The organism is Amycolatopsis ponsaeliensis, from assembly GCF_030182635.1.
Lineage (GTDB): Bacteria > Actinomycetota > Actinomycetes > Mycobacteriales > Pseudonocardiaceae > Amycolatopsis > Amycolatopsis ponsaeliensis.
In genome coordinates, this window is sequence record NZ_JAPZLD010000081.1 from 1 (window position 1) to 25,213 (window position 25,213).

Genomic DNA, 25,213 nt, shown 5'->3' on the forward strand with positions numbered 1-25,213 from the left:
CGCCCCGCCGCGCCCCCCCCCCCCCCGCGGCCCGGGGTGTGCCCCCCGCCCCCCCCCCCCGCCCCGGGCGGGGGCGGGGCGGGGGCGCCCGCCCCGGGGGGGGGCCCCCCGGCCGGCCGGCGGTCGACTCGACACCGCCGGCGGGGCGAATACGCTTGAGCGTGGGCCGTGCCGGCCACTCCGGGGTGCGGCGTGCGGCGCCGCAGGAGCAAGGAGGGGCAGTAGTGACGGCATCCGGCCAGGGTTCGTTCGGCTGGCTCATCACGGACTTCGTGCGCCGGGTACCCGGCGCCGCGCACGCCGTTCTGGTGTCCGCCGACGGGCTCCTCCTGGCGCCGTCCGAAGGGCTGCCCCAGGAGCGTGCCGAGCAGCTGTCCGCGGTCGCGTCCGGGCTGATCAGCCTGACGTTCGGGGCCGCACGCTGCTTCGAAGCGGGTGGTGTCAACCAGACCGTGGTGGAGATGGAGCGCGGCTACCTGTTCCTGATGTCCGTTTCGGACGGTTCGTCGCTGGCGGTGCTGGCCGCGCCGACGTGCGACATCGGCACGGTCGCGTACGAGATGACCCTGCTCGTCGAGCGGGTCGGCCAGCAGATCACCCCCGAGCTGCGCGCGCAGCTGCAGGGCGGCGTGCGTGGGTAGGAAACGATGAGGATTTCGGGATTCGACGATCCGGACTCCAGCGGCTGGGACGCACTGCACCGCGGTACCGAGCGCGAGGGTTTCGATTCGCCCAGCAAGTTCGACATGTCGACGCTGTCGACGATCATGCCCAAGCGCAAGCCGGCGCGGCCCCAGCCGGATCCGCAGGGCTACACCGACGAGGACACCCGCGAGTGGGGTTCGTCGTCGGACTTCGACGAGGGCTACGACGGCAGCTACGACCCCGCCGAGCCGGAGTGGCAGGACGACGAGACGTACGAGCCGGAGCCCCCGCCGCTCGAGCCGGCGTGGACGCCTCCGCGTGGCGCTCACCCGCCTCGTCCGCCGGCGCCGCTCCGGCAACCGGCCCCGCCCCGCCCGCCGGCACCTCCGGCGCCCCGGCCCCCGGCGCCGAGACCGCCGGTGTCCAGACCCCAGGCGGCGCCCCCGCCTTCGTGGGCCCCGCCGATCGACCCCCGGACCGGCTGGACGCCCCCGCCGGACCCGGAGACCCGCTGGATCCCGCGGCCGGAGCCGTGGGAGGAGCCGGCGGCCCGCGTCCTGAGCCCGTCCCCGGCCGCTTCGGTCGGTTCCCGGGTGCGCCCGTACACGCGCACCGGCGGCCGCACGCGGTCCGACCACAACCTGGCGCTCGAGGCGCTGGTCTCGACGTCCGACGACGGGCGCCGGTACCGCGGCGTGCGCTCGGTCGAGCACCGCCGGATCTGCGACCTCTGCCTGGACACGCGGTCGGTGGCGGAGATCGCCGCCCACCTGCGGCTGCCGCTGGGTGTGGTGAAGGTGCTGGTCGGCGACATGGCCGACATCGGGCTGGTGCTGATCCACCAGACCGAGCTGATCCTCGGGGACCGCTCGTCCCGCGAGTTCATGGAACGGGTCCTGGCCGGCCTGCGGGCGCTCTAGCCCCCGGCGGGCGGGGCCGAGGTGGTCCCCGGCCCCGCGGCCGTCAGGCTGCCGGCCAGGTGAAATCGAGCGCCAGCGTGTTGCCCGGACCGGGCACGGCCGAGTTGACGAGCGCCGTCGCCGACCCACAGTTCGCGAACGCGCCGATCGTGTACGTCGAGGTCAGGTGGCCGCCCTTGTCGAGCTGCCAGTCGGCCGACGTGAGCTCGGTGGTGACCGGCTCGGCGGTGCCGCACGCCGGGCCGACGTCGTACGGTGCGCCGTTCACGGTCACGTCCGAGACCTTCACCGGCCACTTCGCGGTGGCGGTGAAGCCGCCGAAAGCCTGTCCCGTGACGTCGCCCAGCCCCAGGGTGAGCTTGCCGCTGACGGTGCCCACGCCCGGCACGGCCCGGGTGATCGTCACCGGCGGCAGCTTGACCGTGCCGTAGAACGAGTACGGCCCGATGTTGGTGAACAGCTCCGAGATCCCCGGCCCGAGGGTGACGTCGGCGTTCGGCTTGGCCACGTGGGTGGTGCCGTTGACGTCGTACTTCGTGTAGACGGGCGGTCCGATCGCCTCAGCCGCTCCGGCGAACCCCAGCCCGCCGACGACGGTCGCCGCCGCGAGTGCGGTCACGCGCGTTCCCCACTTCATGGTCCCTCCCAGGTTTCCGAAGATCGGGCGAACCAGGCTTACCACGTGAGCAGGCATTTCGTCGGCGATTCACCGAACCCGGTGTTACTCCTCCACCAGCGCGGCCGAGGTGATCCGGTGCAGTGAGTACCGCTGGTTGTCGTCGCCTTCGAGGATCCCGCCGCCGACGCGCACGGGCCGCACGACCCGCTGGCTGGCGGTCCCGCGCGAGTCGACGAACCCGATCCAGACCTCACGGCGTTCCAGCGTCGCCCGCGAAAGCAGCTCCAGCGTCGCCGACGTGTCCGCCCCGCCGCCGACGGGCGCCCGCACCGCGGACCCCCGGCGTCGCGCGGACGCGGCGTCGCCCGCCCGCAGGTTGGAGACGATCCGGGCCGCCTGGTCGGACGTCAGCACCGCCTGCTCGCCCGGGCTGCGCCGCGCGGCCCGGGCCTTCGCCGGCAGCCGGCGCCCGCCCGGCCGGATGTCGACGACCCGGCCGTCCGGGCCCTCCGCCGCCGGCGCGAACCCGGCCGCGCGCAGGCCGGCGAGGACCTCGTGCAGCGGGTCCGGGCTGATCACGACCGTCGGCGCGATCAGCCGCAGGTCGTGCTCCGCCGAGACCGGGTGGGCCAGCACCTCCGCCAGCAGCGCCTCGTCGTCGCACCGCAGGAAGGACGCCGCGACGCCGCCGCGCAGCCGGCCGTGCCGCCGGGCGACGTCGTCGACCAGGTAGCTCAGCGACTGCGGCACCGGGGTCGCCGACTTCTTCTTGAACAGCGCGTGCAGCTCGTCCGCCGTGCGGCCGGTGTCCAGCGCGCGCCGGACCGACGTCTCGGTGATCCGGTAGACCGTCGCGTGGCCGGCCGACTCGACGTTCGCCACCGCGGACATCTCCGCCGCCAGCTCCGGTTCCAGGGGCCCGGGCGCGACGACTGTCAGGTCGGCCTGCAGCAGGACGTGGTCCACCGGCGCGGGCAGCGCGTCCATGATCGACTCGACCGCGCCCGGCCGGTCTTCGGCGAGCAGCGCCCGCGTCGCCGTGGTGAGGCCGCCGAGCCCGGCGATCCCCAGCGCCGACGCCTCGGACATCGTCCAGCGGACGGTCTCGTCGCGCAGCCGCCCGCCGCGTCGCGGGGCCCGCCAGGCCAGCACCGCGACGAGCTCGTCGACGCTCTTCACCCCGGCGCCCCGGGGCAGGTCGGCCAGCGCGGCCAGGACCCGCCGCCGCGCGACCGGCGCCAGCGGGCGGCGCAGCTCCTCCGACAGCGGCGCGATCGGCTTGTCCTTGGCGTCGCGCCCGCCGGCCATCCCCGGCAGCCGCGGCAGCTCGAGCCAGGCCTGGGCCAGCGTCATCCACCGCTGCGCGGTCGGCGACGCGAGCCACGAATCGGTGAGCGTCGTCGGCACCCACTCGGGCGCGGTCGTCTCGCTGTCGGCCACGAGCCCGGCGCCCACGGCGAGCTCGGCCAGCAGGATCGCCTGCGGCTCGTCGATCTCGAGGTCCTTGGCCAGCTTCTTCAGCTCGCGCACGCCGAGGCCGCCGGACTTGAGCACCGGCGGCGGCGCCGCGGACCACGAACGCAGCAGGGATTCGGTGTGGCGCAGGAACTCCATCGCCTCACCGGCCGCGGCCTCGTCCAAAGTGGACGGCTGGTGCGGGTGCAGCGGCAGCTCGGGTTCGGTGAGCGTGCCCGGGCCGAAGACCCCGCCGCGGACCGCGACGCCGAGCTCGCGCGGGAGCTCGACGGTCTGGTCGTCACGCCGCAGCAGCAGCCCGCGGGCGAGCAGCTTCTGCACCGGCGTCTTGGCCTTCTCGAGCGACGTGTCGTGCCCGGCATCGCGGGTCCGGCCGATCGGCGGGCCGGCGGCGAGGGCGTTCAGCACGCCACGCTCGTCGTCGGACAGCTCCGCGAGCCGGGCGTCGAGGTCCTCGCCGGCGAGCGACGGCGACGACGCGCCCAGCCCGGCCGGGAACGGCCCGAGCGCGTCCCGGACCGTGGGGGGCACGCGCAGCGCGTCGTCCGGGCCCCAGGCCAGCACCCGCGCGCGTAGCCGGGCCAGCGGCTCGGCGATGTCGGTGCCGGTCAGCTTCGCGACGTCCTCGACCGGCACCGGGTCGCGGTCGGCGCCGGCCAGCAGGCACGCTTCGAGCACGGCGAGGGTGACGGTGTCGAGGTCTTCGCAGGCGCGCGCGACCGAGCCCGGCGTGCCGGCCCGGGTGGCGAGCACGGTGCTGTCGGAGGGCGGGGGCGTCGACAGGTCGCGACGAGTGCGGAGCAGCTCTTCGAGGGCTGCGTCGGACTCTGCACGCAGCCAGTCCGCCAAGGAGGTCGCGGGCATAGAAGGCCAGGATACCGGGCGGTTGCGACAGGCCGCCTCGGCTCAGGCAGACTGTCCCCGAGAATCGAGCACGGCTGTGGAGGACGTTGTGGCCAAGGGCGAGAAGAAGCACAAGGGGATCGACCCGACCTGGCCGGGCGAGGACGGCGAGCACCCCGTGACCGAGCTGTCGTCGGACCGCCAGGGCGCGCTGTCGCCGTTCGGTGACATCACCTTCCCGCTCGACACGGTGCCCTACGTGCACCCCGAGACCGAGATCAACCGCTGACCCTGTTGTTACTGGTCAGTACCGGTATCGGGCCCTCGTGAGGGCGGTCACGGGAGTAGGTTCGCTCCCGTCCCAACCCACCTTTCCCACGCGGGAGTAAGCCATGCCGGTTCCCGGTCCCGGATATTCGATCACCGTCCGGGTCGAGGCCCCGGCCTCGTCCAGCGCGGCCGGTGACCTCACCACCGCCGTCGGCCGCGTCGGCGGCGTGCTGACCGCGTTCGACGTCGTCGAGTCCCACTCCGACTCGATCGTGGTCGACATCAGCGCCAACGCGCTGTCGGAGAACCACGCGAACGACATCACCCAGACGCTGGACTCGCTGCCCGGCGTCAAGGTCCGCAAGGTCTCCGACCGGACGTTCCTGATCCACCTCGGCGGCAAGATCGAGGTCACGCCCAAGGTCGCGCTCCGCAACCGTGACGACCTCTCCCGCGCCTACACCCCGGGCGTCGCGCGCGTCTGCCAGGCGATCGCGGCGAACCCCGAGGACGCGCGGCGGCTGACCATCAAGCGCAACACCGTCGCGGTGGTCACCGACGGGTCCGCCGTGCTCGGCCTGGGCAACATCGGCCCCGCCGCGGCGCTGCCGGTGATGGAGGGCAAGGCGGCGCTGTTCAAGAAGTTCGCCGACGTCGACGCCTGGCCGGTCTGCCTGGACACCCAGGACACCGAAGAGATCATCATGATCGTCAAGGCGCTCGCGCCGGTCTACGCGGGCATCAACCTCGAGGACATCGCCGCGCCGCGCTGCTTCGAGATCGAGAAGCGGCTGCGCGAGCAGCTGGACATCCCGGTGTTCCACGACGACCAGCACGGCACCGCGATCGTGGTCGTCGCCGCGCTGCGCAACGCCCTGCGCGTGGTCAAGAAGAACATCGAGGACTGCAAGATCGTGGTCAGCGGCGTCGGCGCGGCCGGCTCGGCGATCATCCGGCTGCTGCTGCACAAGAACCCGGGTGACATCGTGGCCGCGGACATCGACGGCATCGTCCACTCCGCGCGCGGCAACCTCGACGACAACCTCGCCTGGATCGCGTCGCACACCAACAAGGAGCAGGTCAGCGGCACCCTGCACGAGGCGCTCGTCGGCGCGGACGTCTTCATCGGCGTCTCGGCGCCCAACCTGTTCGGCGCCGAGCAGGTCGCGACCATGAAGTCCGACGCCGTTGTCTTCGCGCTGGCGAACCCGGACCCGGAGATCGACCCGCTCGAGGCGCAGCAGCACGCCGCCGTCGTCGCGACCGGCCGCAGCGACTTCCCGAACCAGATCAACAACGTGCTGGCGTTCCCGGGCGTCTTCCGCGGCCTGCTCGACGCGAACGCGCACAACATCGAAGACACCATGCTGCTGGCCGCGGCCGACGCGATCGCCGACGTCGTCGACAACGGCAAGCTCAACGCGTCGTTCATCGTGCCGAGCGTGTTCGACAGCGCCGTGGCGCCGGCGGTCGCCGAGGCCGTGCGGAAGGCCGTGCGCGCCGAGCGCTGATCGTCCGTCCGGCGGAAGCCGGGAGCACCGAAGTCCCCCTACGCTGAACTTTCGGCTCGCGTGGGGGGAGTTCGTGATGCGGAAGACCTTTTTGGCCGCGGTGCTGGCGGTCGCGGCGTCCGTCGTGCCGGGCGTGGCTTCGGCGGCGCCGGGTGGGCTGGAGTGGGGTGCTTGCCCGGCGGACGTCACGGCGCCGGGGCTGCAGTGCGCGACGCTCGACGTCCCGCTGGACTACCGGAACCCGGACGGGACGCGGATCCAGGTCGTGATCTCGCGCCTGGCGAGCACGAACCCGGCCGAGCGCCGGGGCGTGCTGCTGACCAACCCGGGCGGTCCCGGCGGGCCGGGCCTGGACCTGCCGGCTGCGCTGGCGCAGATCGGGTGGCCGAAGAGCGTGCTGGACACCTACGACGTCATCGGGTTCGACCCGCGCGGCGTCGGCCACAGCACGCCGGTGACGTGCGACCTGACACCGGCGCAGCGGCGGAGCAACGTCCCGCCGTACGCACTCGGCCCGGCGGACGTCACCGCGCAGGCCGAGTACGCGAAGGGTGTCGCGCGGCAGTGCGGCGCGTCGCGGACGGCGTCGATGCTGCCGTACATCACCACGGCGAACACGGCTCGCGACATGGACCGGATCCGCGCGGCGCTGGGCGAGCCGAAGCTGTCGTACTACGGGGTTTCCTACGGTACGTACCTCGGCGCGGTGTACACGACGCTGTTCCCGCAGCGCAGCGACCGGATCGTGCTGGACAGCAACCTGGCGCCGGGCGGCCTCGACGTCATCGCGTCGCGGTTGCTGGCCCAGGGTTTCGACGACCGCTTCCCGGACTTCGCGGCGTTCGCGGTCGCGCACCAGGAGTACGACCTCGGCCGGACGCCCGCCGAGGTGAAGGCGAAGTACTTCGACCTCGCCCGGCGGCTGGACGCGCGGCCGAACTCGCAGGGCGTCGACGGCAAGCTGTTCCGCCAGATCACGTTCGGGATGTTCTACAACGACGCGACCCTCCCGTACCTGGCCTCGGCGTGGCACGCACTCGACATCGGGGCGCCGGTTTCCCAGCCCCCGGGCGGCACGGTCCCGGATCTGGACAACCTGCTGTCGAGCCAGCTGCACGTGGTCTGCGGCGACTCGGACTGGCCGGAATCGGTGTGGACGTACCAGAAGAACGTGGCGATCGACCGCATCCAGCACCCGATGTTCGGCCCGGCCGCGGCCAACATCTGGCCGTGCGCGTTCTGGCCGTCCGACCCGGCGGAGCCCCAGGTCCGCATCGGTGACCGAGGTCCCTCGGACGTGCTGATGCTCCAGAACCTCCGCGACCCGGCAACGCCGTTGACGGGCGCCCGCCGGCTGAGGCGGGCATTCGGCGACCGGGCGCGGATGGTGACCGCCGACCAGGGCGGCCACGGAACGTATGTGTTCGGAGCGAACGCGTGCGCGAACAACGCGGCGACGACGTTCTTGACGACGGGGGTGCGGCCCGCGCGTGACCTGGCTTGCGCGGCGGAGCCGTCCCGCCAGGCACCGTCGGCGGCGGAGGTGTTGCGGGTGCGCCTGTTCTGAGGCCGGTGGCGCCGTCACCCTTCGCCGTCTCCGGAAGTAGCCTCGGCTTGTGAGTGAACTCAGCCACGTCGACGAGACCGGCGCCGCCCGGATGGTCGACGTCTCCGGCAAGACTGCCACCGCGCGCACCGCGCTCGCGGCCGGCACCGTGCGGACCACCGCCGAGGTGCTCCGGCTGCTGGCCACCGACGGCCTCCCCAAGGGCGATGCCCTCGCCACCGCCCGCATCGCCGGGATCATGGGCGCCAAGCGGGTGCCCGAGCTGATCCCGCTGTGCCACCAGATCGCGCTGTCCGGGGTCAAGGTCGAGTTCACCCTCGGCGACGCCGAAGTCGGGATCCGCGCGACCGCGAAGACCACCGACGTCACCGGCGTCGAGATGGAAGCGCTGACCGCCGTGGCCGTGGCCGGGCTCACCCTGCACGACATGATCAAGGCCGTCGACCCGGCCGCGACGCTGGACGACGTCCGCCTGCTCCGCAAGGACGGCGGCAAGACCGGGACCTGGGAGCGGCCGTGAAGCGCACCGCACGCGTGATCGTGGCGTCCAACCGCGCCGCGAAGGGCGTCTACGAAGACAAGACGGGCCCGGTGATCGTCGCCTGGCTGGCCGGGCGCGGGTACGACGTGCCGGCGCCGGTCGTCGTCGAGGACGGTGACCCGGTGGGCGTCGCGCTGCGGGCCGCGCTCGCCGATGGCGTCGCCGTGGTGCTCACCACCGGCGGCACCGGCATCTCGCCGACCGACCGCACCCCGGACGTCACGCGCGCGCTCCTGGACCACGAGCTGCCGGGCGTCGCGGACGCGATCCGCGCGGCCGGGCTGCCGAAGGTCCCGACGGCGGTGCTCTCGCGCGGGGTCGCGGGCGTGGCCGGGCGGACCCTGGTCGTGAACCTCCCGGGCTCCAGCGGCGGCGTCAAGGACGGCCTGGGAGTGCTCGACGGCATCCTGGACCACGCGGTCGACCAGCTGGCCGGCGGCGACCACCCGCGTCCCGCCGCGGCCGCGCCTTCGGTGCGCGTCGCGCGGGCGCTGGTGACCGAGGAGGCGCTGTCGGTCGAGGAGCACGCCCGCCTGGTCGAGGACGACGCGGCGGGCGCGGTGGTGACGTTCGCCGGGGTGGTCCGCGACCACGACGGCGGCAAGGGCGTGCGCGACCTGACGTACGAGGGTCACCCGAGCGCGAGCCAGGTGATCGCGGACGTCGTCGCGGAGCTGGCCACGCGCTGGGTGGGCGTCCGGGCGGTGGCGGTGAGCCACCGCGTCGGTCACCTGGCGATCGGCGACGTGGCGCTGGCGTGCGCGGTGGCGGCGGAGCACCGCGGCCAGGCGTTCTCGGCGTGCTCGGACCTGGTGGACGAGGTGAAGGCGCGGCTGCCGGTCTGGAAGCACCAGCACTTCACCGACGGCACGGACGAGTGGGTCAACTCGCCGTAATCCGGATGACGGCGACGCGCCCGGCGGCCGCGGCGAACTCGTCTTCGCTCCCGCCGGCGACGAGGCCCAGCCGGACGAACATCGGCACCCCGTGCGGAACCTCGCGCGGGAAGGCACGCATGACGGCGGCGCGGACGTTGCGCCCAATCGCCCTGGGAACGCCGGCGATGACGTAGCGATGGCCGTCGACGGTCAGCGGCGAGACCGGAGTGGGCCGCGGCGCGCCCGACCGCCGGCCGGGGACGGTCAGGACGTGGATGGTGCCGAGGCGCAGTCCCAGCCGGGTCAGCAGGCGGACGAACCGGTTGGCGGGGCGGAGCCAGCGAGGCAGGGCTTGACGGGTCACCACGGCACAATCCTTTCGACTATCGAAGTATTTGCCGTCACGCTAGACTCTTTCGAGTGTCGAAGCAATCTCTGGTCACGGAGGCGACCCAGGCCGCGGCGGCCTCCGGCGCGGCGAACGACGTGGTGGACGAAGCCGCGGCGTCGGCGTTCGGGGTGAACCGGACGGACCTGCGGATCATCGGCCTGATCGCGGCAGCGGGAACGCTGACGGCGGGCCAGTTGGCGACGCAGGCTCGCTTGAGCCCGGCGGCGACGACGACGGCGATCCAGCGGTTGACGCACGCGGGGCACCTGACCCGCCGGACGGCGACGGACGATCGCCGCCGGGCGGTGGTGGAGCTGACCCCGGAGGCGGCGAAGCTGCTGGAGGAGATCTACGCGCCGATCGAGCGCGCGGGCCGGGCGATCCTCGAGGACTACACGGCGGAGCAGCTGACGCTCGTGGTCGAGGTGCTACGCCGGGGCGAGCGGATGCAGCTGAGGGAGGCGGAGAGGATCCGCGCGCTCTGAGAGGCCCGAGGACGGGCGGACGGGCGAGCAGGCGTCCTGACGGCTGCGCGGGGCCGGAGCCCGCGTACGGCGGCTCAGGGCGGTAGCGACGGCGCCTCGTGCGACGGTGGCGCGAATGCCTCGTAACGGACGATCCGCGCGGCGCGGTCAGTTTCGGCGGCGCGCAAGCGGCCGTTCGCGCGAGCCGGCCGGTTGCGCGGCCGGCAGGCAACGCGCCTGCGCGTCCGGTGGACCTACGTCAAGCCGCACGTCCAGCACGACATCAGCCGCACGCCGGATACGCACGAGCCCTCCACCGCCCGGGGGATTGGCGGTGGAGGGCTCGTGCTGTCACGGCTCGAGGCCGGACCTACGCATCACTGCGCGATCGTCACTTGGTGGCGATCTTCTGCCCGACGAGGATCAGGTCCGCGTTCGGGATGTACTTCGCGTTCAGGTCCTGCAGCTTCTTGTAGCCGCCATCGACGCTGAACTGCTTGGCGATCTTGGACAGGGTGTCGCCCGCCACGACGGTGTAGTCACCGGCCGGGTTGGAGCTGGCCACGCCGGTCGCCGCCGGGGCCGCCGCCTGCTTCGGGGCGACCGTGGTCTTCTTCGGCGTCGTGGACTTCTTGGTGGTGGTCTTGCCGGTGCTGGCCTTGGGGGCCGACGAACCGCCGCCCTTCTTGCCGCAGACCGGCCACGCGCCGATGCCCTGACCCTGCAGGACGCGCTCGGCGACGGCGATCTGCTGCTCGCGCGAAGCGTTCGCCGCGCTGCCGGTGCCGCCGTAGGCCTTCCACGTGCTCTGCGAGAACTGCAGGCCGCCGTAGTAGCCGTTGCCGGTGTTGGTGTTCCAGTTGCCGCTGCTCTCACACTGCGCGACGGCGTCCCAGTTGGTCGCCGACGCGGGGGTCGCGGCGATAGCGAGGGGCGCGCCGACCGCAATGCCCGCGATGGCGACGCGAGCGACGGTGCGGGTGGCAGCGGACATCTTGCGGTGCTTGCCTCGGTAAGACATCTGAATGCATCTCGGTTCCCAGCGCCTACGACCTTGTGGTGAGGGTCAGGATCGGGGTCCTGGCGCCGGCCGTCTCAGACCGGCAGGCGAATCCGACGCACGGCGCGTCTTCGTCGTCCCCTCGTCCCTGTCCGGAAATGCTTTCGCTCGGGGTATGGGTCCGGGGATCCGTCGGACAGGGCTAGGCGCTACGGATTCCCGGTCGTGCTGGTTGGTCGGGGCCAACCGAAAAGCGACGGTACGTAACGAGAGCCGTGATCGGAAATTATTCGGGGCGTGACCTACGTCACAGTAACAGCACGCAACCTCTGCCGATGCGACCGTTTGCGCAGGTCAGCGGGCCGTTATCTGCTCGTTTCCTTGTCGAGATAAAACACGGATCGTGAGGCTTGCATCACGTGTTTTGCGCAGCGAATGGCCCATTCGCGACGCACTGTCCGCGATTGAAGCGCGCATCTTATGACCGGTCGCGAGTGTGCGCCAGACTTGACAACTGTGCCTCATGTGCCCCTTGAGTCACAGCAGTCCCACCTCTTCGTGGGGTTTCGAGTCACACCTGGAGCGACTCCGGCCGGCGCCGACGTCCAGGTGGGTCAACACACCGCGACGGACCAGGCGAAACGTGTCACCGGATGGCGTTGCGGCGGGACGCGATCAGCTTCTCGCGAACACCCCGGATCCGGTGACGCGCCACGCCGGGAGCCGGCAGCGGCTTCGCCGAGCGGTCGGCTGCCGTACCCGAACGGTCGGCGCATATATAGAGAGGACGAACGCGCGTACCCGGACGGACGGCTTGCGTACCCAAGGAGTCGGCTCGCGTACTCAGAGGGTCGGTTCGCGTGCCTGGACGGACGACACGGCTGCCCAGGCCGTGGTCAGGCGGGCATTACACGTGATTGAGGGGGCATCACGCGTGATTGGAGGGGCATCACGTGTGATTGGAGGGGCGACACGCCGGGGTCAGCCGCCGGCGAAGGGCGGGAGGACGTCCAGTTCGGCGCCGTCCGCCAGCGGGCGGGCGAGGTCTCGCACCGCGAAGCCGTCGAGCAGGTAGCTGGCGGCGTCCAGGACTCGCGGCAAGCCCACAGGGTGGAGCCGGCGCAGCTCGGCCACGGCGTCCGACACGCGAGCGCCGGCCGGCAGCTGCACCTTCTCCTCTTCTTCGCCCGCCGCGGCCCGCGCCGAGGCGAAGTACCGCACCACGATGGTCAAAGTCGACATCTCAGCCGCCGATCGCGCTCATCGGCCGGATCGGCTGCGCGAACCCGGCGTCGTTGATCTCGTGTCCCGCGAGCTTGCCCCACATCGTCGCGCGCCAGGCGTCGGCAATCTCTTCATCGCGCGCGCCCGCGCGCGCGAGAGAGCGCAAATCCGTTTCGTCGTTGCTGAAGAGGCAGGAGCGCACCGCGCCATCCGCGGTCAGCCGCGTCCGCTCGCACGCCGCGCAGAACGGCCGGGTCACCGACGCGATCACGCCGACGTCGCCGGGTCCGCCGTCGACCAGCCAGCGCTCGGCGGGCGCGCCGCCCCGGGCGACCGGGAACGGCGACAGCGTGAACTCCGCCTCGAGCATCTCGAGGATCCCGGCCGCGGTGATCATCTCGCCGCGGTTCCAGCCGTGCTGGGCGTCCAGCGGCATCTGCTCGATGAACCGCAGGTGGTAGCCCTCGGCGAGGCAGAACTTCAGCAGCGGCACGGCTTCGGTCTCGTTGAGCCCGCGGATCAGCACGGCGTTGACCTTCACCGGCGTCATCCCGGCGTCCCGCGCCGCGGCCAGCCCGGCCACGACGTGCGAGAGCCGGTCGCGCCGGGTGATCTTCACGAACGTCTCGGGGTCGACGGTGTCGAGCGAGACGTTGATCCGGTTCAGCCCGGCCGCCGCGAGCCCGGCCGCGCGCTTGGCGAGCCCGATCCCGTTGGTGGTCATGGACAGCCGGGGCCGCGGCGACAACGCCGTGACCCGCGCGACGATGTCCTCGAGGCCCGCCCGCAGCAGCGGTTCGCCGCCGGTGAGCCGGATGTCGGTGACGCCGAGCTGCTCGACGGCGATCCGCATGAGGCGGACCAGCTCGTCGTCGGACAGCACCTGCTCGCCCGGCATCCAGTCGAGGCCCTCCGCGGGCATGCAGTAGGTGCAGCGCAGGTTGCACCGATCCGTCAGGGAAACCCGGAGATCGGTGGCCACCCGGCCGAAGGTGTCGATGAGTTGCGGGTTCTCGGGCCTGGGCACGCGAGATGACCCTCGTGTACCGGGGACGCGAGGAAACCCGAGATCCACTGCCGTCATTACGCCCAGCCTAGCTCCGGAACGTGCGAACGGACGCGATCGCTAGGATACTTTGAGGAGTGAGTGGTTCAGTTGCCGAACTAACGAGGGCCTGTGACGGAAAAGACTTACCCGGTCACCGATGAGGAGCTGTTCCGCTTCGCGGAATTGGGTCGCCAAGGCAGCACGTTCACCGTCCTCCGGCACGCCCGGATCGCCGAGCGGATGGGTCTGTCCGGGACCGACCACAAGACGTTCGACCTGGTCATCCAATCGGGCGGACCGTTGACCGCCGGCCGGATCGCCGAGCTGACGGGCCTGTCGACCGGCGCCGTGACCGGGGTCATCGACCGGCTGGAGAAGGTCGACCTGGTCCGCCGGGTCCGCGATCCCGAGGACCGCCGCAAGGTCCTCGTCGAGGTCGTCCCGGGGGCCGAAGCGCGCTTCGCGCCGCTCTTCCAGTCGGCCTTCGACACCCTTCGCGAGACGCTGGCGCAGTTCTCCCCGGCCGAGCGAAAAGCCATCGAGCGTTATCAGAATGTCATCCTCGAACAGGTGCGCGCCGAAGTCATGGACAATTCCCGCCCCGCGTAGCTTTTCCTCAAGTGCGGAGATAATGTCTGCGGCATGCCGCAATTTCGGTTGTCCGAGGCCGCGCGCCTGCTCGGCGTCAGTGACGACACCGTCCGGAGGTGGGTGCGCGCGGGGCAGCTGACCGCGACCGACGACGCCGCCGGCCGCAAGGTCGTCGACGGCGCCCAGCTGGCGGGGTTCGCCCGGGCCCAGGCCTCCGGTCCCGAAGATCCCTCCACCGTCGGCCGCTCCGCCCGCAACAGGTTCGTCGGGCTGGTCACCGAGGTCATCGCCGACAAGGTGATGGCCCAGGTGGAACTGCAGTGCGGGGCACACCGGGTGGTGTCCCTGATGAGTACGGAAGCCGTCCGCGAGCTGGGCCTGCGCCCGGGGGTGCTCGCGGTCGCGGTGGTCAAGGCCACCACTGTCGTCGTGGAAACACCGGAAGGAAGTCGATGAAGAAGCTTGCTCTGGCCGTCGCGGCCGTCGCCCTGTTCGCGGGCGCGTGCAGCAGCTCGGACGAGCCCAGCACGCAGTCCGGCGGGTCGTCGGCCAGCGCGCCCGCGCCGAAGGGCAGCGGCGACGCCGGTACCGGCACGCTCACCGTGTTCGCCGCCGCGTCCCTCACCGAGTCGTTCACCGCGCTCGGCAAGCAGTTCGAGGCCGCGCACTCCGGCGTCACCGTGAAGTTCAGCTTCGCGGGCTCGTCCGGCCTGGTCCAGCAGCTGACCAACGGCGCGAAGGCCGACGTCTTCGCCTCGGCCGACCAGGCCAACATGGACAAAGCCGTCCAGGCCGGCGTGATCGACGGCCAGCCGACGGTCTTCGCCACCAACAAGCTGGCCATCGCGGTCGCACCCGGGAACCCCAAGGGCATCAAGTCCTTCGCGGACCTGAACAAGGCCGGCCTGACCGTGGTCACCTGCGCGCCGCAGGTGCCGTGCGGCTCGGCGACCAAGAAGGTGGAGACCGCCACCGGCGTCACGCTCAAGCCGAAGAGCGAAGAGCAGGACGTCAAGCAGGTGCTGAACAAGGTCCAGTCCGGGGACGCCGACGCGGGCCTGGTCTACGTCACCGACGCCACCTCGGCCGCGGGCAAGGTCGACAAGGTCGACTTCCCCGAGGCGAGCGGCGCGATCAACACCTACCCGATCGCCGCGGTCAAGGGCGGGCAGAGCGCGCTGGCCAAGGAGTTCGACGACTTCGTCCTCGGCACCGAAGGCAAGACCGAGCTGAGCAAGGTCGGGTTCGGCCCTGCGCAGTAGGCGTCTCGCGAGCGGCCGGCCGGGATCCGTCCCGGCCGGCCGTTCGCGCGTCCCGTGGGTGCTCGCGATCCCGGCCACTCTCGCGCTGGCCCTCGTCGTGCTGCCGGTCGTCGGGCTGCTGGTGCGCTCGGACCTGACGCGGCTGCCGTCGCTGATCGTCTCGCCGTCGTCGTGGCACGCACTGCGGCTGTCGCTGATCACGGCCGCCTTGTCCACTTTGGCCTGTGTGCTGCTCGGTGTGCCGCTGGCGGTTGTCCTCGCGCGGGCGCGGTTCCGCGGCGTCCGGCTGTTGCGCTCGATCGTCTTGCTGCCGCTGGTGCTGCCGCCGGTCGTCGGCGGCCTCGCGCTCCTCTACCTGCTCGGCCGCAAGGGCTTCCTCGGCATGCTGATCACCACGCTGACCGGGGAGTCGGTGCCGTTCACCACGACCGCGGTGGTCATCGCGCAGACGTTCGTCGCGATGCCGTTCCTCGTCGTCAGCCTCGAAGGCGCGCTGCGCGGGGCCGGCGACCGCTACGAGCAGGTCGCCGCGACGCTCGGCGCGCGCCCGTGGACCGTCTTCCGGCGCGTCACGCTGCCGCTGCTGCTGCCCGCGCTCGGCTCCGGCGTCGTCCTGAGCTTCGCCCGCGCGCTCGGCGAGTTCGGCGCGACGATCACCTTCGCCGGCAGCCTCGAAGACGTCACCCGCACGCTGCCGCTCGAGGTCTACACGCAGGCCGAAGTGGACATCGACAGCGCCGTCGCCCTTTCCTTGCTGCTCATCGTCGTGGCGGTCCTCGTCATCGCCGTCGCGCGGCCGCGTTCGTGGGAAGGCGGGCTGCGGTGAGCCTGACCGCCCGGATCGAGGCCGTCCGCGGCTCGTTCTCGCTGGACGTTGACCTCGACGTGCCCACCGGGACGGTGCTCGCGCTGCTCGGCCCGAACGGCTCGGGCAAGTCGACGGTGCTGGGCTGCTTGGCCGGATTGATCACGCCGACGTCGGCGGAGATCACCGTGGCCGGGCGCGCCCTGGCCGGCGTGGCACCGCACCGGCGGGGGATCGGCCTGCTCTCCCAGGACGCCCTGCTGTTCCCGCACCTGTCCGCGGCCGACAACGTCGCGTTCTCGCCGCGCTCGACCGGCGCCGGCCGCCGCGCCGCGCGGGAGCGCGCCTTCTACTGGCTGGGTGAAGTGGACGCCGTCGCGCTCGCCGGCCGGCGGCCCGGGCAGCTCTCCGGCGGCCAGGCCCAGCGCGTCGCGATCGCCAGGGCGCTCGCCGCCGAGCCGGACCTGCTGCTGCTCGACGAGCCGTTCGCCGCGCTCGACGTCGACGCCGCGCCGGCGATCCGCGGCCTGCTGCGGCGGGTGCTCAAGACCGGGCCGACGACAGTGCTCGTCACGCACGACCCGCTGGACGCGCTCGCGCTCGCCGACCACGTCGCGGTGATGAACGACGGCCGGATCGTCGAACGCGGCCCGACCCGCGAAGTCCTTTCGGCACCGCGGACGGCGTTCACCGCGCGGATCGCCGGGCTCAACCTCGTCGCCGGCACCGCGGTCGACGACGGCCTGCGGACGCCGTCGGGCGAGGTGGTGGCCGGCATCCCGGCGGCGGACGTCGTCGCGGGGGAGCCCGCGGTGGCGGTGTTCCCGCCGAACGCCGTCGCCGTCTACCCGCACGACGGCGAGCACCGCGGGAGCCCGCGCAACACGGCCGACGCCGTCGTCGCGGCCCTGGAGCCGCACGGGCCGGTGATCCGCGTCCGGGCCGAGGGCGACGGCTGGGCGCACGGCCTGACCGCCGACCTCACCCCGGCCGCCGTGGCCGAGCTCGCGCTGGAGCTCGGCTCGGCGGTGACGCTGTCGGTGAAGGCCGCGACCGTGGCGGTGCACCCGGCCGCGGCCTCCTGAGTCCAAGACCGGTCGTGAGTGAGAAACAGGGCTAGAACCCTGTTTCTCACTCACGACCTGCTGGGTCAGCCCTCGTGGTGGTGGCCGCCGCCCGGGTGGACGTGGAACTTCGCCACCTCCGGCGGGTGCACGACGAACGGCCGCATCATGCCTTCGTCCTCGTGGTCGAGGATGTGGCAGTGGTACATGAACTCGCCGGTGCCACCGCCGAACTGCCCGGCCACGCTCACCCACTGGCCGGGGTTCACGATGATCGTGTCCTTCCAACCCTCTTCGTACTTCTCCAGCGGGACGTCGGTGAACCCGCTGATCGGCGCCGTCGTCCGCTCCGAGGCCTGGTCGAACGTCGTGGTGAAGCGCCGCCGGAACAGCGCCTGGAACTCCGTCAGGTGGATGTGGACCGGGTGCGCCGGGCCGCCGTTCGCGACGTGCAGGATGTTCCACACCGCCCACCGGTCGTGGTCGATGAAGATGCCGGTCGTGTCGTCGAAGAGCCGCCCGATCATCCGGAACGTCTTGAGCCCGCCGGCCGGGTCCTGGACCTGGATGATCCCCTCGCCGCCCGGGTCCGCCTCGACCTGTTCGAGGTCCCACATCTCCGGGTGGCCCTCGGCGTTGAGCAGCAGCGCGATCCAGACGTGGTCGTGGTCCTCCGGCAGCGTCGTGCCGTGCACCAGCCGGGCGTAGGACGACGAGACCTTCTCCGGCAGGGAGAAGGAGTCGTGCTTCGCGTGGCCGTCGACCCGGAACTCCATGAGGTCCGGCTCGATCCCGCCGAGCCGCGGGTCGGCGTTGCGCAGCCTGAGCTTCTGCCCCTTGAAGCGGCTGAAGTCGATCAGGACGTCGAAGCGTTCGGCCGGGGCGACGGTCAGGCCGCCGCCCGGCAGCGTCGCGGGCGCGGGCAGCAGGCCGCCGTCGGTGCCGATCAGGCGGACGGCGTCGTTCACCGATTTGTCGTTCTCGTCGACCAGGTTGAGCGTGTAGAACCGCGAGTTGGCCGCGTTGAGCAGCCGGAAGCGGTACCACTTCGCGTCGACGTCCAGGTGTGGCCAGATCACGCCGTTGACCAGGTTGAACGGCCCCGAGAACGGGATCATCGGGCCGTTCGGGACGTACGGGAACTTGAACAGCAGCTGCCCGGTGAGCGCGCCGGTCGCGTCGGTGTCCAGGTTGCGGTCGGTGATGATCAGCGGGAGCTCGCGGTCGCCGTGCGGGAGGTCGAGCGCGTCCTCTTCGTCGTCGCGGATCAGGTACATCCCGGCCAGGCCGGTGTGGACGTTGAAGCGCGTGATCGCCATGGCGTGGTCGTGGTACCAGAGCGGCATCGCCGGCTGCCGGTTCTGGTACTCGGCCAGCTGCGACGTGCCCTTGAGGCCCGCGTTGTGCGCCCAGCCGTCGTTGCCCGCGTTGGTGCGCGCGCCGTGGAGGTGCACGACGGTCCACGCCGGCAGGTCGGCGACGCCCTCGACGACCGAGTAGCCGGGCCGGTCCAGCTCGCGGCCCGGGCGGCTGGTCGGGGCGTCCGTCACCGGGCCCTGAACGGCCACCAACGGGAACTCGCCGTCGATTTCGTTCGACCACGAAATCCGCAGCTGCTTACCGCTGCGCACTTCGATGGTCGGACCCGGGAAATGGCCCGCGTACGTCCATAATGTACTTTCGGGCAATTGCGAGTGCAGTCGCTGCTTGTGGGTCACCATGGGAATGGTGATCGTTTCCCGGCTCCGGGCACGCAGGGCCGGCGGAACCGGTAGTGGGTCGAGGAACTTGGTGAGTCCCCAGTTCGGCCCGGTGATGGGCCCGGCCGTGGCCGGGCGCTCGATGATGTCGGTCATGTGGTTTCCCCCTTCGCGTTCGGGGGCAGGACGAATTGCGCCCCGGCGATTACTCCGGTGACGTCGAAAAGAATTCCCCCGAACCCCCTCGGTGGCCGGGCACGCGACTCCCCTCGCGATACCGGCAATTCCCACTGTAGCCGTTTTCGTGGTGGGCCGCAGGTGCCTCGCGCGCGTGATAGGTTCCGCGCATGAACGATCGCCGGTGGACGTATCTCTCCGACATGGACGGCGTCCTGGTCAAGGAGGAGCACCTCGTCCCCGGGGCCGACGAGTTCCTCGCCGAGCTGAAGTCGAACGGCATCGACTTCCTGGTGCTGACCAACAACTCGATCTACACCCCGCGCGACCTGCGGGCCCGGCTGGAGCGCACCGGGCTCGACATCCCGGAGGAGGCGATCTGGACCTCGGCGCTGGCGACCGCGAAGTTCCTCTCGTCGCAGCGGCCGAACGGCTCGGCGTACGTCATCGGCGAAGCGGGCCTCACGACGGCGCTGCACGAGGTCGGCTACGTGCTGACCGAGCGCGACCCGGACTACGTCGTGCTGGGCGAGACCCGCACGTACAGCTTCAGCGCGATCACGCGCGCGATCCGGCTCATCGAGGGCGGCGCGAAGTTCATCGCGACCAACCCGGACGCGACCGGCCCGAGCGTCGAGGGCTCGATGCCCGCCACCGGTTCCGTCGCGGCGCTGATCGAGAAGGCCACCGGGCGCTCGCCGTACTACGTCGGCAAGCCGAACCCGCTGATGATGCGCTCGGCGTTGCGCCGATTGGGTGCACACTCGGAGTCGACGCTGATGATCGGCGACCGGATGGACACCGACGTGCACTCGGGCATCGAGGCCGGGCTGCAGACGATCCTGGTGCTCACCGGCATCTCCACCCGGGAGTCGGCCGAACGCTATCCGTATCGGCCCACCCTGGTGCTCGACTCGATCGCCGACCTGATCGGGCGAACCACGGACCCGTTCGGCGAAGGCTGACGACGGGCGTGGTGCGTCTAGGGCTTATCGTCACCGGATGAGCAAGTCCACGTACGTAGTGGGCGACGTGCACGGCCACCGTGACGAACTGGCCTCCGCACTGCGCGCCGAAGGCCTGGTCGACGACGAAGACAACTGGTCGGGAGAAGAAGACCAGCTGTGGTTCCTCGGCGACTTCGTCGACCGCGGCCCGGACGGCGTCGGCGCGATCGACCTGGTCATGCGGCTGGAGGAGCAGGCCGCCGAGGCCGGCGGCCAGGTGCAGACGCTGCTGGGCAACCACGAGATCCTGGCCCTGGGGATGTACCACTTCGGCGACGAGCCGGTGCCGTCCGACTTCGGCCCGCGCAGCTTCGCCCGCAGCTGGGAGATCAACGGCGGGCTCCTGTCGGACCAGGACCGGCTGACGCCCGAGCACATCGAGTGGCTGGCGGCCCGTCCGCTGGCGGCGGTGGCGGCCGACCACCTGCTGCTGCACTCGGACACGCTGGAGTACCTCGACTGGGGGTCGACGGTCCCGGAGATCAACGAAGCGGCGGCCGAGATCCTGACGGGCTCGGACATCGAGGCGTGGTGGGACGTGTGGCGCCGCATGACGACGCGCTACGCGTTCCGCGGCCCGGACGGCGAGGAGAACGCCCAGAAGCTGATGGACGCCCTCGGCGGGTCCCGGATCGTGCACGGGCACAGCGTCATCGCCGACCAGCTCGGGATCCACCCGACGCAGATCGAGGGGCCGTTCCTGTACGCGGGCGGGAAGGCACTGGGCGTCGACGGCGGGCTGTTCGTCGGCGGGCCGTGCCTCGTGGTGGAGCTGCCGTACGAGCCGGAGTCCTAGGGGATCTCGACGATCTCCTTGCCGAGCGGCATCAGGGACACCGGGATCATCTTGAAGTTCGCCACGCCCAGCGGGATGCCGATGATCGTGATGCACAGCGCGATGCCGGTGAAGATGTGGCCGATGGACAGCCAGAGCCCGGCGAAGAGGAACCAGATGACGTTGCCGACGAAGGACGCCGCGCCCGCGTCGCGGCGTTCGACCACCGTGCGGCCGAACGGCCAGAGCGCGTAGTTCGCGATCCGGAACGACGCCAGCCCGAACGGGATCGTGACGATCAGGACGCAGCAGATCACGCCCGCGAGCAGGTAGCCCAGGGCCATCCAGAAGCCGCACAGGACGAGCCAGATGATGTTCAGCAGCGTGCGCATCAGACGTGCAGCTCCCCACTCACGATGGTGACGGCCTGGCCGGCGAGGTGGACGCGGTCGCCGTCCTGGCGGGTCCGGACGATCCCGCCGCGGGCGGAGATCTGGTGGCCGGTCAGTTCTTTGCTTTGGAGTTTTTCGGACCAGTACGGCGACAGGATGCAGTGCGCCGAGCCGGTGACCGGGTCTTCGTCGATGCCGACGCCCGGCGCGAAGAAGCGGCTGACGTAGTCGTCGCCCTTCGCGGTGACCAGCAGGCGGCCGGTCCAGGTCGTCTTGAGCTTCGCGAGGTCGGGTTCGAGGTTTTTGACCGTTTCGGCGTCCGGGACGACGGCGAAGAGGTTCTCGACACCGCGTCCGACGTACTCGATCTCGACACCGGGAAGGATTCCGGACAGGTCGTCATCGGTCGGGGTCGGCGGGTCGGACGGGAAGTCCAGCTCGACCCAGCCGCCGTCGGCCTTGGCGCGCAGCTCACCGCTCTTCGTGGTGTAGGTCTGTTCGCCGCCGAGGACGTGGGTGACGGCGACGGTCGCGTGGCCGCACAACGCGACCTCGACCGCCGGGGTGAACCAGCGGAGCGACTTGGGGCCGGTTTGCGTGGTGACGACGAAGGCGGTCTCGGCGTGCTTCATTTCGGTGGCGACGGCTTGCATCCAGGTGGGGTCGGCGGGTTCGTCCAGCAGGACGACCCCCGCGGAGTTCCCGGCGAAGGCCCGGTCGGTGAAGGCATCGACGACGAAGAAGCGCATGCTCCCAATGTAGCCCGTGACCTGGGCGTGTTGATCTTTTCTCAGGGAGATTCAGGGGTTGTCCCTTACGACTCCCCGATGGTGGGCTTGACGATCTTTTCGCCGTCCGGGCCGCGTTCGGGCTTGAGGTCGAAGACATCCTCATCGACGGCGTACTTGTTCTTGTGCTCTTTGTCGTCTTCCTTTTTCTTGCCGGCTCCCGCACCAGCGGCGCCGGCACCGGAGCCCTTGCCCTTCGCGGCCGCGGCGGCGGTGGCACCGCGTTCGAGGCGTTCACCTGGCGCTTTCCCGCCGGTTTTGGCACTTTCGCTTTCCTTGGGACCACCGGTGAGGCCGCCCCCGGAGACACGCGAGCCGGCAAACCCGGCCCCGGCGCGCCCGGCACCGGACTTGCCGCGGGTGATGTCACCGCCACCTGAGGTGCCGCTTGTCGTGCCTGGCATGGCGAGGCCGTCCGGCGTCATCCGCGGGAAGGCGCTCGGGGCGGGCCCGCCGCGGAGGCCGGTGTTGCCGCCGCCGAAGTTCGTCCCGCCGATCCCACTGGTGGTCCCGGGCTGCACGAAGTTCGGCGGCGTGGTGCCGGGGGGCGTGACTCCGGGTGGGGTCGTGCCGCCGGGGACGTAGCTGCCGCTCGTCCCGCCTGGGCCGGTGCCGCCGATTGTGGGGGTGCCGGTGAAGCTGGTGCTGCTGGTGCCGTGGAAGCCGGAGACGGAGGTGGAGTCACTCCCGAGTTGTGGCGGCGGCGCGTAGGTGGGTTGGGAGCTGGCGGTCTCGTGGTAGGTGCCGTCGAGGTTTTGGAGTACTTGGACGGCTTGCTGGTGGGCGGCGTCGGCCTGTTGTTGTTTGGCTTGGATGCCGGCCATGGTGCCGCTCATGCCGATGAGGTCGCCGGAGTTGTACTGCTGTTTCGCCTTGTCGAGCTCGGCTTGCTGGTTGAAGCCGGTGGGCTCGGGCATGTTGTTCTTGGCATACGACGCGGCGGCCGACTGCTGGGAGTAGTGGTTCGACGCCAGCTGCATCGCGCTGCCGGTTTGTTCGGTGTGGCCGGCGGTGCTCTGGAAGAAGCCGTTCGCCTGGTCAGCGGCGGGGCCTTGCCAGGAACCGCCGGATGCGGTCGCGGCGTCGCGGAACTGGTTGGAGGCGTCGGCGAGCCAGTTGCCGTAGGTGTTGGCCACCCTGCTGCGCTCGTTCAGGTCCTCGAGATTCAGGTTCTTGTGAATCATGTCGTACAGGACTTCATGCGGCTGGTTTGCATAGTTTTCGTTGGGTGCCGGAGCACCGGACCGCAGGGTTTGCCCTTCCTGCAGGAGCTTTCCTTGAGCAACGGAATAGTCCGAAGCGGCCTGTTGAGTGACGCGCTGGCCGTCGGCGCTGTGGCCTTGAAGCTTCTGTGCGGTTTCCGCGTAGTAGTCACCCTCGGACTGGCGATGCTGCGCCCGGTGCGGCTGACTCATGACAGGACTCCGTATCAGTTGTTCTTCGGCAGCAGTGGCTCGACCTTCGGGGCGATGTCCTTCGCCTGCTGGCAGGCGCCCGCGGTGTCCGACCCGAAGCTGATCGACATCAAGGCCCGCGAATCCCGCACCTGGAACCGGACGGCGCACTGGCCCTTCACGTGCAGGGGCTCCTGCTCCTCGATGGCCGGGCGGCCGTTGACCGTTCCTTCGCTGGCCTGGGCCGGATTGTTGACGTTGTCCCTGTAGCTCGCGCCGGCCTGGAGGATCAGCCCAACAACCAGACCCGGTGTGGTGCCGGAGGTAGGCCTGTTGATCTTGCAGGTGTTGTTCGGGTCCGCGACCCCCGGCACGGCCTGGGGGAGGCCTTGTCCGGCGAGGGCCTGGTCGAGGACGGTGCAAGCGCTCAGCCCCGCGAACGGGTTGCTGGGATCAGCGGTCGCGCTGTTCGTCGTGGAAACCGATGTGCTGGGGTTCGCTTGCCCGCCGACCTCGCTCGTGCAGGCGGCGAGGCCCAGCCCCACGGCCAGGGCGGCGAACGCGATAGAGCCGCGTCGTGCGATCACTTCTCCTGCAGTCCCTTGCTCAGCTGCGCGAACGTCGTGCTGTGGGCATCCTCGGTCTCGCGGTAGTTCTTGCGCGCAATCACCATGGCTTCGCGCGCTTGGCGGACACCGTCACGCATCTTCTCGAGGTTGGGGATCAGCGATTCCGGGTCGCCGTTGGCGACCTGCACGTTGAATCCGGCTACGGCCTTCGCGTAGTCGCTGCCACCCATCTGGGCCGGGCTCGCCAGTTTATAGACTTCGAAGATCATGTCGTCGAAGCCATCGATGAAGTAGTCGCAGGCCTTTATATAGGCCTGAAAGCCTTCTTCGTTCACGGCGAACTGGCCGCTTTCGGCGAGAGACTTCAGGTGGCGACCACCTTCGCCGACCTGCCGGGCGGCCTGGTCATCCACCGGTCCGGTGAGCAGGCCTGAGATGAAGTTCGACCCCGCGTCCCCTTCGCCGGCCGGGGGTGTGAACGATCCCGGTGCGCCGAACTGCGAACCGCCCATGACGCCCTCCCAGTCGTCCGTTACCACCCTGCGTGGTCCTCTCGCACTGTACTAGTGACGAACCGGCCGCGTCAGTGGTTCCGGCCACGCTCGTGGAGCCACCTGCGCAGGTGAGAACCATCCGATGGGGTGAACGTCACCCGGGTCTCGCCGCCCGGTAGCGCCTCGCTGAACATCAGGAAGCGGCCGCCCGCGTTGTCCACGAACGTCACCGTTCCCGTCGGCCGGAGGACGTCCGCCACACGAACCGACAGCTCGAACGTGCCGTAGCGGTGCAGGGGCCACGAGGAGAACTCCGTCGCCGCGTCCGCGTCGCGGCGGGTGCCCGGCTCGATGAACGTCAGCTCCGCCAACGGCACCGGACGGTACGCCGGGAGCATGCCCACCACCAGGTCGGCCAGGCGGTCCGGGCGGGTCTGGGCGAACAGGACCTCCTCGCCCGCCAGCTCCGAAAACACCCCCAGGCCGTGGCCGATGGCCGCGCGGTAGAACACCGTGCGGCCCTCCTCCACCGCGCGGACGACGACCAGCACGTCCGGCTGGGTCCACGCCCGGAGCGTCTGCTCCACCTCGATGTCCAGCTTGTCCGGACCCGCGAGACCCCGCGACCGCATGGACTCCCACGAAGAAGCCGCGATGCGTTCGTTCTCCGTCAGCGTGCGGCCGGGGCTGCGAATTTCGAACGGGTGCCAGTTAGCCGGAAGACCGGTACGCCGGACCGCCGCGTCGACCTCAGCCAGGCCCAGTGAAAATTCCTCCGGCACGTCCCCGAGCGTAGCG

General features: G+C 70.9%; 28 protein-coding genes. 15 read left to right on the forward strand and 13 right to left on the reverse strand.

Translation table 11 applies throughout. The features are described 5' to 3' along the window. Positions 1-224 precede the first annotated feature (224 nt). Positions 225-641: a roadblock/LC7 domain-containing protein gene (locus tag QQ657_RS53590; RefSeq protein ID WP_091390236.1), complete on the forward strand. Its 417-nt coding sequence runs from the start codon at positions 225-227 to the stop codon at positions 639-641. Between the two features lie 6 nt (positions 642-647). After that, a complete protein-coding gene (locus tag QQ657_RS53595; protein WP_284750204.1) occupies positions 648-1,565 on the forward strand; it encodes a DUF742 domain-containing protein in 918 nt (305 codons plus the stop codon). Positions 1,566-1,608: 43 nt separating this feature from the next. On the opposite strand, the gene QQ657_RS53600 is transcribed toward QQ657_RS53595, so the two are convergent. Further along, the gene (locus QQ657_RS53600) at positions 1,609-2,202 is read right to left on the reverse strand and encodes a hypothetical protein (RefSeq protein ID WP_284750205.1); all 594 of its coding nucleotides are present in this window, start codon (positions 2,200-2,202) and stop codon (positions 1,609-1,611) included. Between the two features lie 84 nt (positions 2,203-2,286). After that, complete coding sequence (locus QQ657_RS53605) at positions 2,287-4,524, reverse strand: helicase-associated domain-containing protein (RefSeq protein ID WP_284750206.1); 2,238 nt, start codon at positions 4,522-4,524, stop codon at positions 2,287-2,289. An 88-nt stretch (positions 4,525-4,612) separates the two neighbouring features. On the opposite strand from QQ657_RS53605, the gene QQ657_RS53610 reads away from it, so the two are divergent. The 5 genes from QQ657_RS53610 (at position 4,613) to QQ657_RS53630 (ending at position 9,288) form a co-directional block, all read left to right on the forward strand. Continuing rightward, the gene (locus tag QQ657_RS53610; protein WP_284750234.1) at positions 4,613-4,792 is read left to right on the forward strand and encodes a hypothetical protein; all 180 of its coding nucleotides are present in this window, start codon (positions 4,613-4,615) and stop codon (positions 4,790-4,792) included. Between the two features lie 103 nt (positions 4,793-4,895). Beyond that, complete coding sequence (locus QQ657_RS53615) at positions 4,896-6,284, forward strand: NAD-dependent malic enzyme (RefSeq protein ID WP_284750207.1); 1,389 nt, start codon at positions 4,896-4,898, stop codon at positions 6,282-6,284. A gap of 76 nt (positions 6,285-6,360) precedes the next feature. Continuing rightward, on the forward strand, positions 6,361-7,851 hold the full coding sequence (locus tag QQ657_RS53620; RefSeq protein WP_284750208.1) for an alpha/beta hydrolase: 1,491 nt from the start codon (positions 6,361-6,363) through the stop codon (positions 7,849-7,851). 49 nt (positions 7,852-7,900) lie between these two features. Next, a complete protein-coding gene (gene moaC / locus QQ657_RS53625) occupies positions 7,901-8,371 on the forward strand; it encodes a cyclic pyranopterin monophosphate synthase MoaC (protein WP_155540659.1) in 471 nt (156 codons plus the stop codon). Further along, positions 8,368-9,288: a molybdenum cofactor biosynthesis protein MoaE gene (locus QQ657_RS53630; RefSeq protein ID WP_284750209.1), complete on the forward strand. Its 921-nt coding sequence runs from the start codon at positions 8,368-8,370 to the stop codon at positions 9,286-9,288. Before moaC ends, QQ657_RS53630 begins: the two co-directional genes overlap by 4 nt. Here QQ657_RS53630 and QQ657_RS53635 read toward each other — a convergent pair. Continuing rightward, complete coding sequence (locus tag QQ657_RS53635; protein ID WP_284750210.1) at positions 9,275-9,637, reverse strand: deazaflavin-dependent nitroreductase; 363 nt, start codon at positions 9,635-9,637, stop codon at positions 9,275-9,277. The two genes, QQ657_RS53630 and QQ657_RS53635, sit on opposite strands and share 14 nt — an antisense overlap. 53 nt (positions 9,638-9,690) lie before the next feature. Here QQ657_RS53635 and QQ657_RS53640 point away from each other — a divergent pair, with 53 nt between their 5' ends. Continuing rightward, a complete protein-coding gene (locus tag QQ657_RS53640) occupies positions 9,691-10,146 on the forward strand; it encodes a MarR family transcriptional regulator (RefSeq protein WP_284750211.1) in 456 nt (151 codons plus the stop codon). A gap of 370 nt (positions 10,147-10,516) precedes the next feature. Here the strand turns inward: QQ657_RS53640 and QQ657_RS53645 are convergent, their stop codons facing one another. The 3 genes from QQ657_RS53645 to moaA form a co-directional block, all read right to left on the reverse strand. Continuing rightward, positions 10,517-11,146: a LysM peptidoglycan-binding domain-containing protein gene (locus QQ657_RS53645; protein WP_284750212.1), complete on the reverse strand. Its 630-nt coding sequence runs from the start codon at positions 11,144-11,146 to the stop codon at positions 10,517-10,519. 960 nt (positions 11,147-12,106) lie between these two features. Next, positions 12,107-12,367 carry a MoaD/ThiS family protein gene (locus QQ657_RS53650; protein WP_284750213.1) on the reverse strand — a complete coding sequence of 87 codons (261 nt, stop codon included), beginning with the start codon at positions 12,365-12,367 and terminating at the stop codon, positions 12,107-12,109. A gap of 1 nt (position 12,368) precedes the next feature. Beyond that, positions 12,369-13,376: a GTP 3',8-cyclase MoaA gene (gene moaA, locus QQ657_RS53655; RefSeq protein WP_284750214.1), complete on the reverse strand. Its 1,008-nt coding sequence runs from the start codon at positions 13,374-13,376 to the stop codon at positions 12,369-12,371. Between the two features lie 150 nt (positions 13,377-13,526). Here moaA and QQ657_RS53660 point away from each other — a divergent pair, with 150 nt between their 5' ends. The 5 genes from QQ657_RS53660 to QQ657_RS53680 are packed head-to-tail and all read left to right on the forward strand — an operon-like array spanning position 13,527 to position 17,140. Beyond that, positions 13,527-14,006, forward strand: coding sequence for a MarR family winged helix-turn-helix transcriptional regulator (locus QQ657_RS53660; RefSeq protein WP_284750215.1), 480 nt, complete (start codon positions 13,527-13,529; stop codon positions 14,004-14,006). A gap of 33 nt (positions 14,007-14,039) precedes the next feature. Beyond that, complete coding sequence (locus tag QQ657_RS53665) at positions 14,040-14,444, forward strand: TOBE domain-containing protein (protein WP_086675206.1); 405 nt, start codon at positions 14,040-14,042, stop codon at positions 14,442-14,444. After that, positions 14,441-15,250, forward strand: a complete 810-nt coding sequence (gene modA / locus QQ657_RS53670; protein WP_284750216.1) for a molybdate ABC transporter substrate-binding protein — start codon at positions 14,441-14,443, stop codon at positions 15,248-15,250. The genes QQ657_RS53665 and modA overlap by 4 nt, the downstream gene beginning before the upstream one ends. A gap of 58 nt (positions 15,251-15,308) precedes the next feature. Then, a complete protein-coding gene (locus QQ657_RS53675) occupies positions 15,309-16,076 on the forward strand; it encodes an ABC transporter permease (RefSeq protein ID WP_284750217.1) in 768 nt (255 codons plus the stop codon). After that, positions 16,073-17,140: a sulfate/molybdate ABC transporter ATP-binding protein gene (locus QQ657_RS53680; protein ID WP_284750218.1), complete on the forward strand. Its 1,068-nt coding sequence runs from the start codon at positions 16,073-16,075 to the stop codon at positions 17,138-17,140. Before QQ657_RS53675 ends, QQ657_RS53680 begins: the two co-directional genes overlap by 4 nt. Before the next feature lie 65 nt (positions 17,141-17,205). Here QQ657_RS53680 and QQ657_RS53685 read toward each other — a convergent pair whose 3' ends face one another. Further along, entirely contained in the window at positions 17,206-18,975 is a 1,770-nt protein-coding gene (locus QQ657_RS53685; protein WP_284750219.1) for a multicopper oxidase domain-containing protein, read from the reverse strand. A gap of 191 nt (positions 18,976-19,166) precedes the next feature. On the opposite strand from QQ657_RS53685, the gene QQ657_RS53690 reads away from it, so the two are divergent. Together QQ657_RS53690 and QQ657_RS53695 are read left to right on the forward strand one after the other, a co-directional pair. After that, positions 19,167-19,961, forward strand: a complete 795-nt coding sequence (locus tag QQ657_RS53690) for an HAD-IIA family hydrolase (protein ID WP_284750220.1) — start codon at positions 19,167-19,169, stop codon at positions 19,959-19,961. Positions 19,962-19,998: 37 nt separating this feature from the next. Further along, on the forward strand, positions 19,999-20,799 hold the full coding sequence (locus tag QQ657_RS53695) for a metallophosphoesterase (RefSeq protein ID WP_284750221.1): 801 nt from the start codon (positions 19,999-20,001) through the stop codon (positions 20,797-20,799). Here the strand turns inward: QQ657_RS53695 and QQ657_RS53700 are convergent. The 6 genes from QQ657_RS53700 to QQ657_RS53725 form a co-directional block, all read right to left on the reverse strand. Further along, positions 20,796-21,170 carry a YccF domain-containing protein gene (locus QQ657_RS53700; RefSeq protein WP_284750222.1) on the reverse strand — a complete coding sequence of 125 codons (375 nt, stop codon included), beginning with the start codon at positions 21,168-21,170 and terminating at the stop codon, positions 20,796-20,798. The genes QQ657_RS53695 and QQ657_RS53700 overlap by 4 nt on opposite strands. Beyond that, positions 21,170-21,919: a PhzF family phenazine biosynthesis protein gene (locus tag QQ657_RS53705; RefSeq protein WP_284750223.1), complete on the reverse strand. Its 750-nt coding sequence runs from the start codon at positions 21,917-21,919 to the stop codon at positions 21,170-21,172. The genes QQ657_RS53700 and QQ657_RS53705 overlap by 1 nt, the downstream gene beginning before the upstream one ends. A gap of 65 nt (positions 21,920-21,984) precedes the next feature. Next, complete coding sequence (locus tag QQ657_RS53710; RefSeq protein ID WP_284750224.1) at positions 21,985-23,373, reverse strand: hypothetical protein; 1,389 nt, start codon at positions 23,371-23,373, stop codon at positions 21,985-21,987. Between the two features lie 14 nt (positions 23,374-23,387). Continuing rightward, positions 23,388-23,939, reverse strand: coding sequence for a DUF3558 family protein (locus QQ657_RS53715; RefSeq protein WP_284750225.1), 552 nt, complete (start codon positions 23,937-23,939; stop codon positions 23,388-23,390). Further along, on the reverse strand, positions 23,936-24,460 hold the full coding sequence (locus tag QQ657_RS53720) for a hypothetical protein (RefSeq protein WP_284750226.1): 525 nt from the start codon (positions 24,458-24,460) through the stop codon (positions 23,936-23,938). Before QQ657_RS53720 ends, QQ657_RS53715 begins: the two co-directional genes overlap by 4 nt. Before the next feature lie 44 nt (positions 24,461-24,504). Then, a complete protein-coding gene (locus QQ657_RS53725) occupies positions 24,505-25,197 on the reverse strand; it encodes an ESX secretion-associated protein EspG (protein WP_284750227.1) in 693 nt (230 codons plus the stop codon). Positions 25,198-25,213 lie beyond the last annotated feature (16 nt).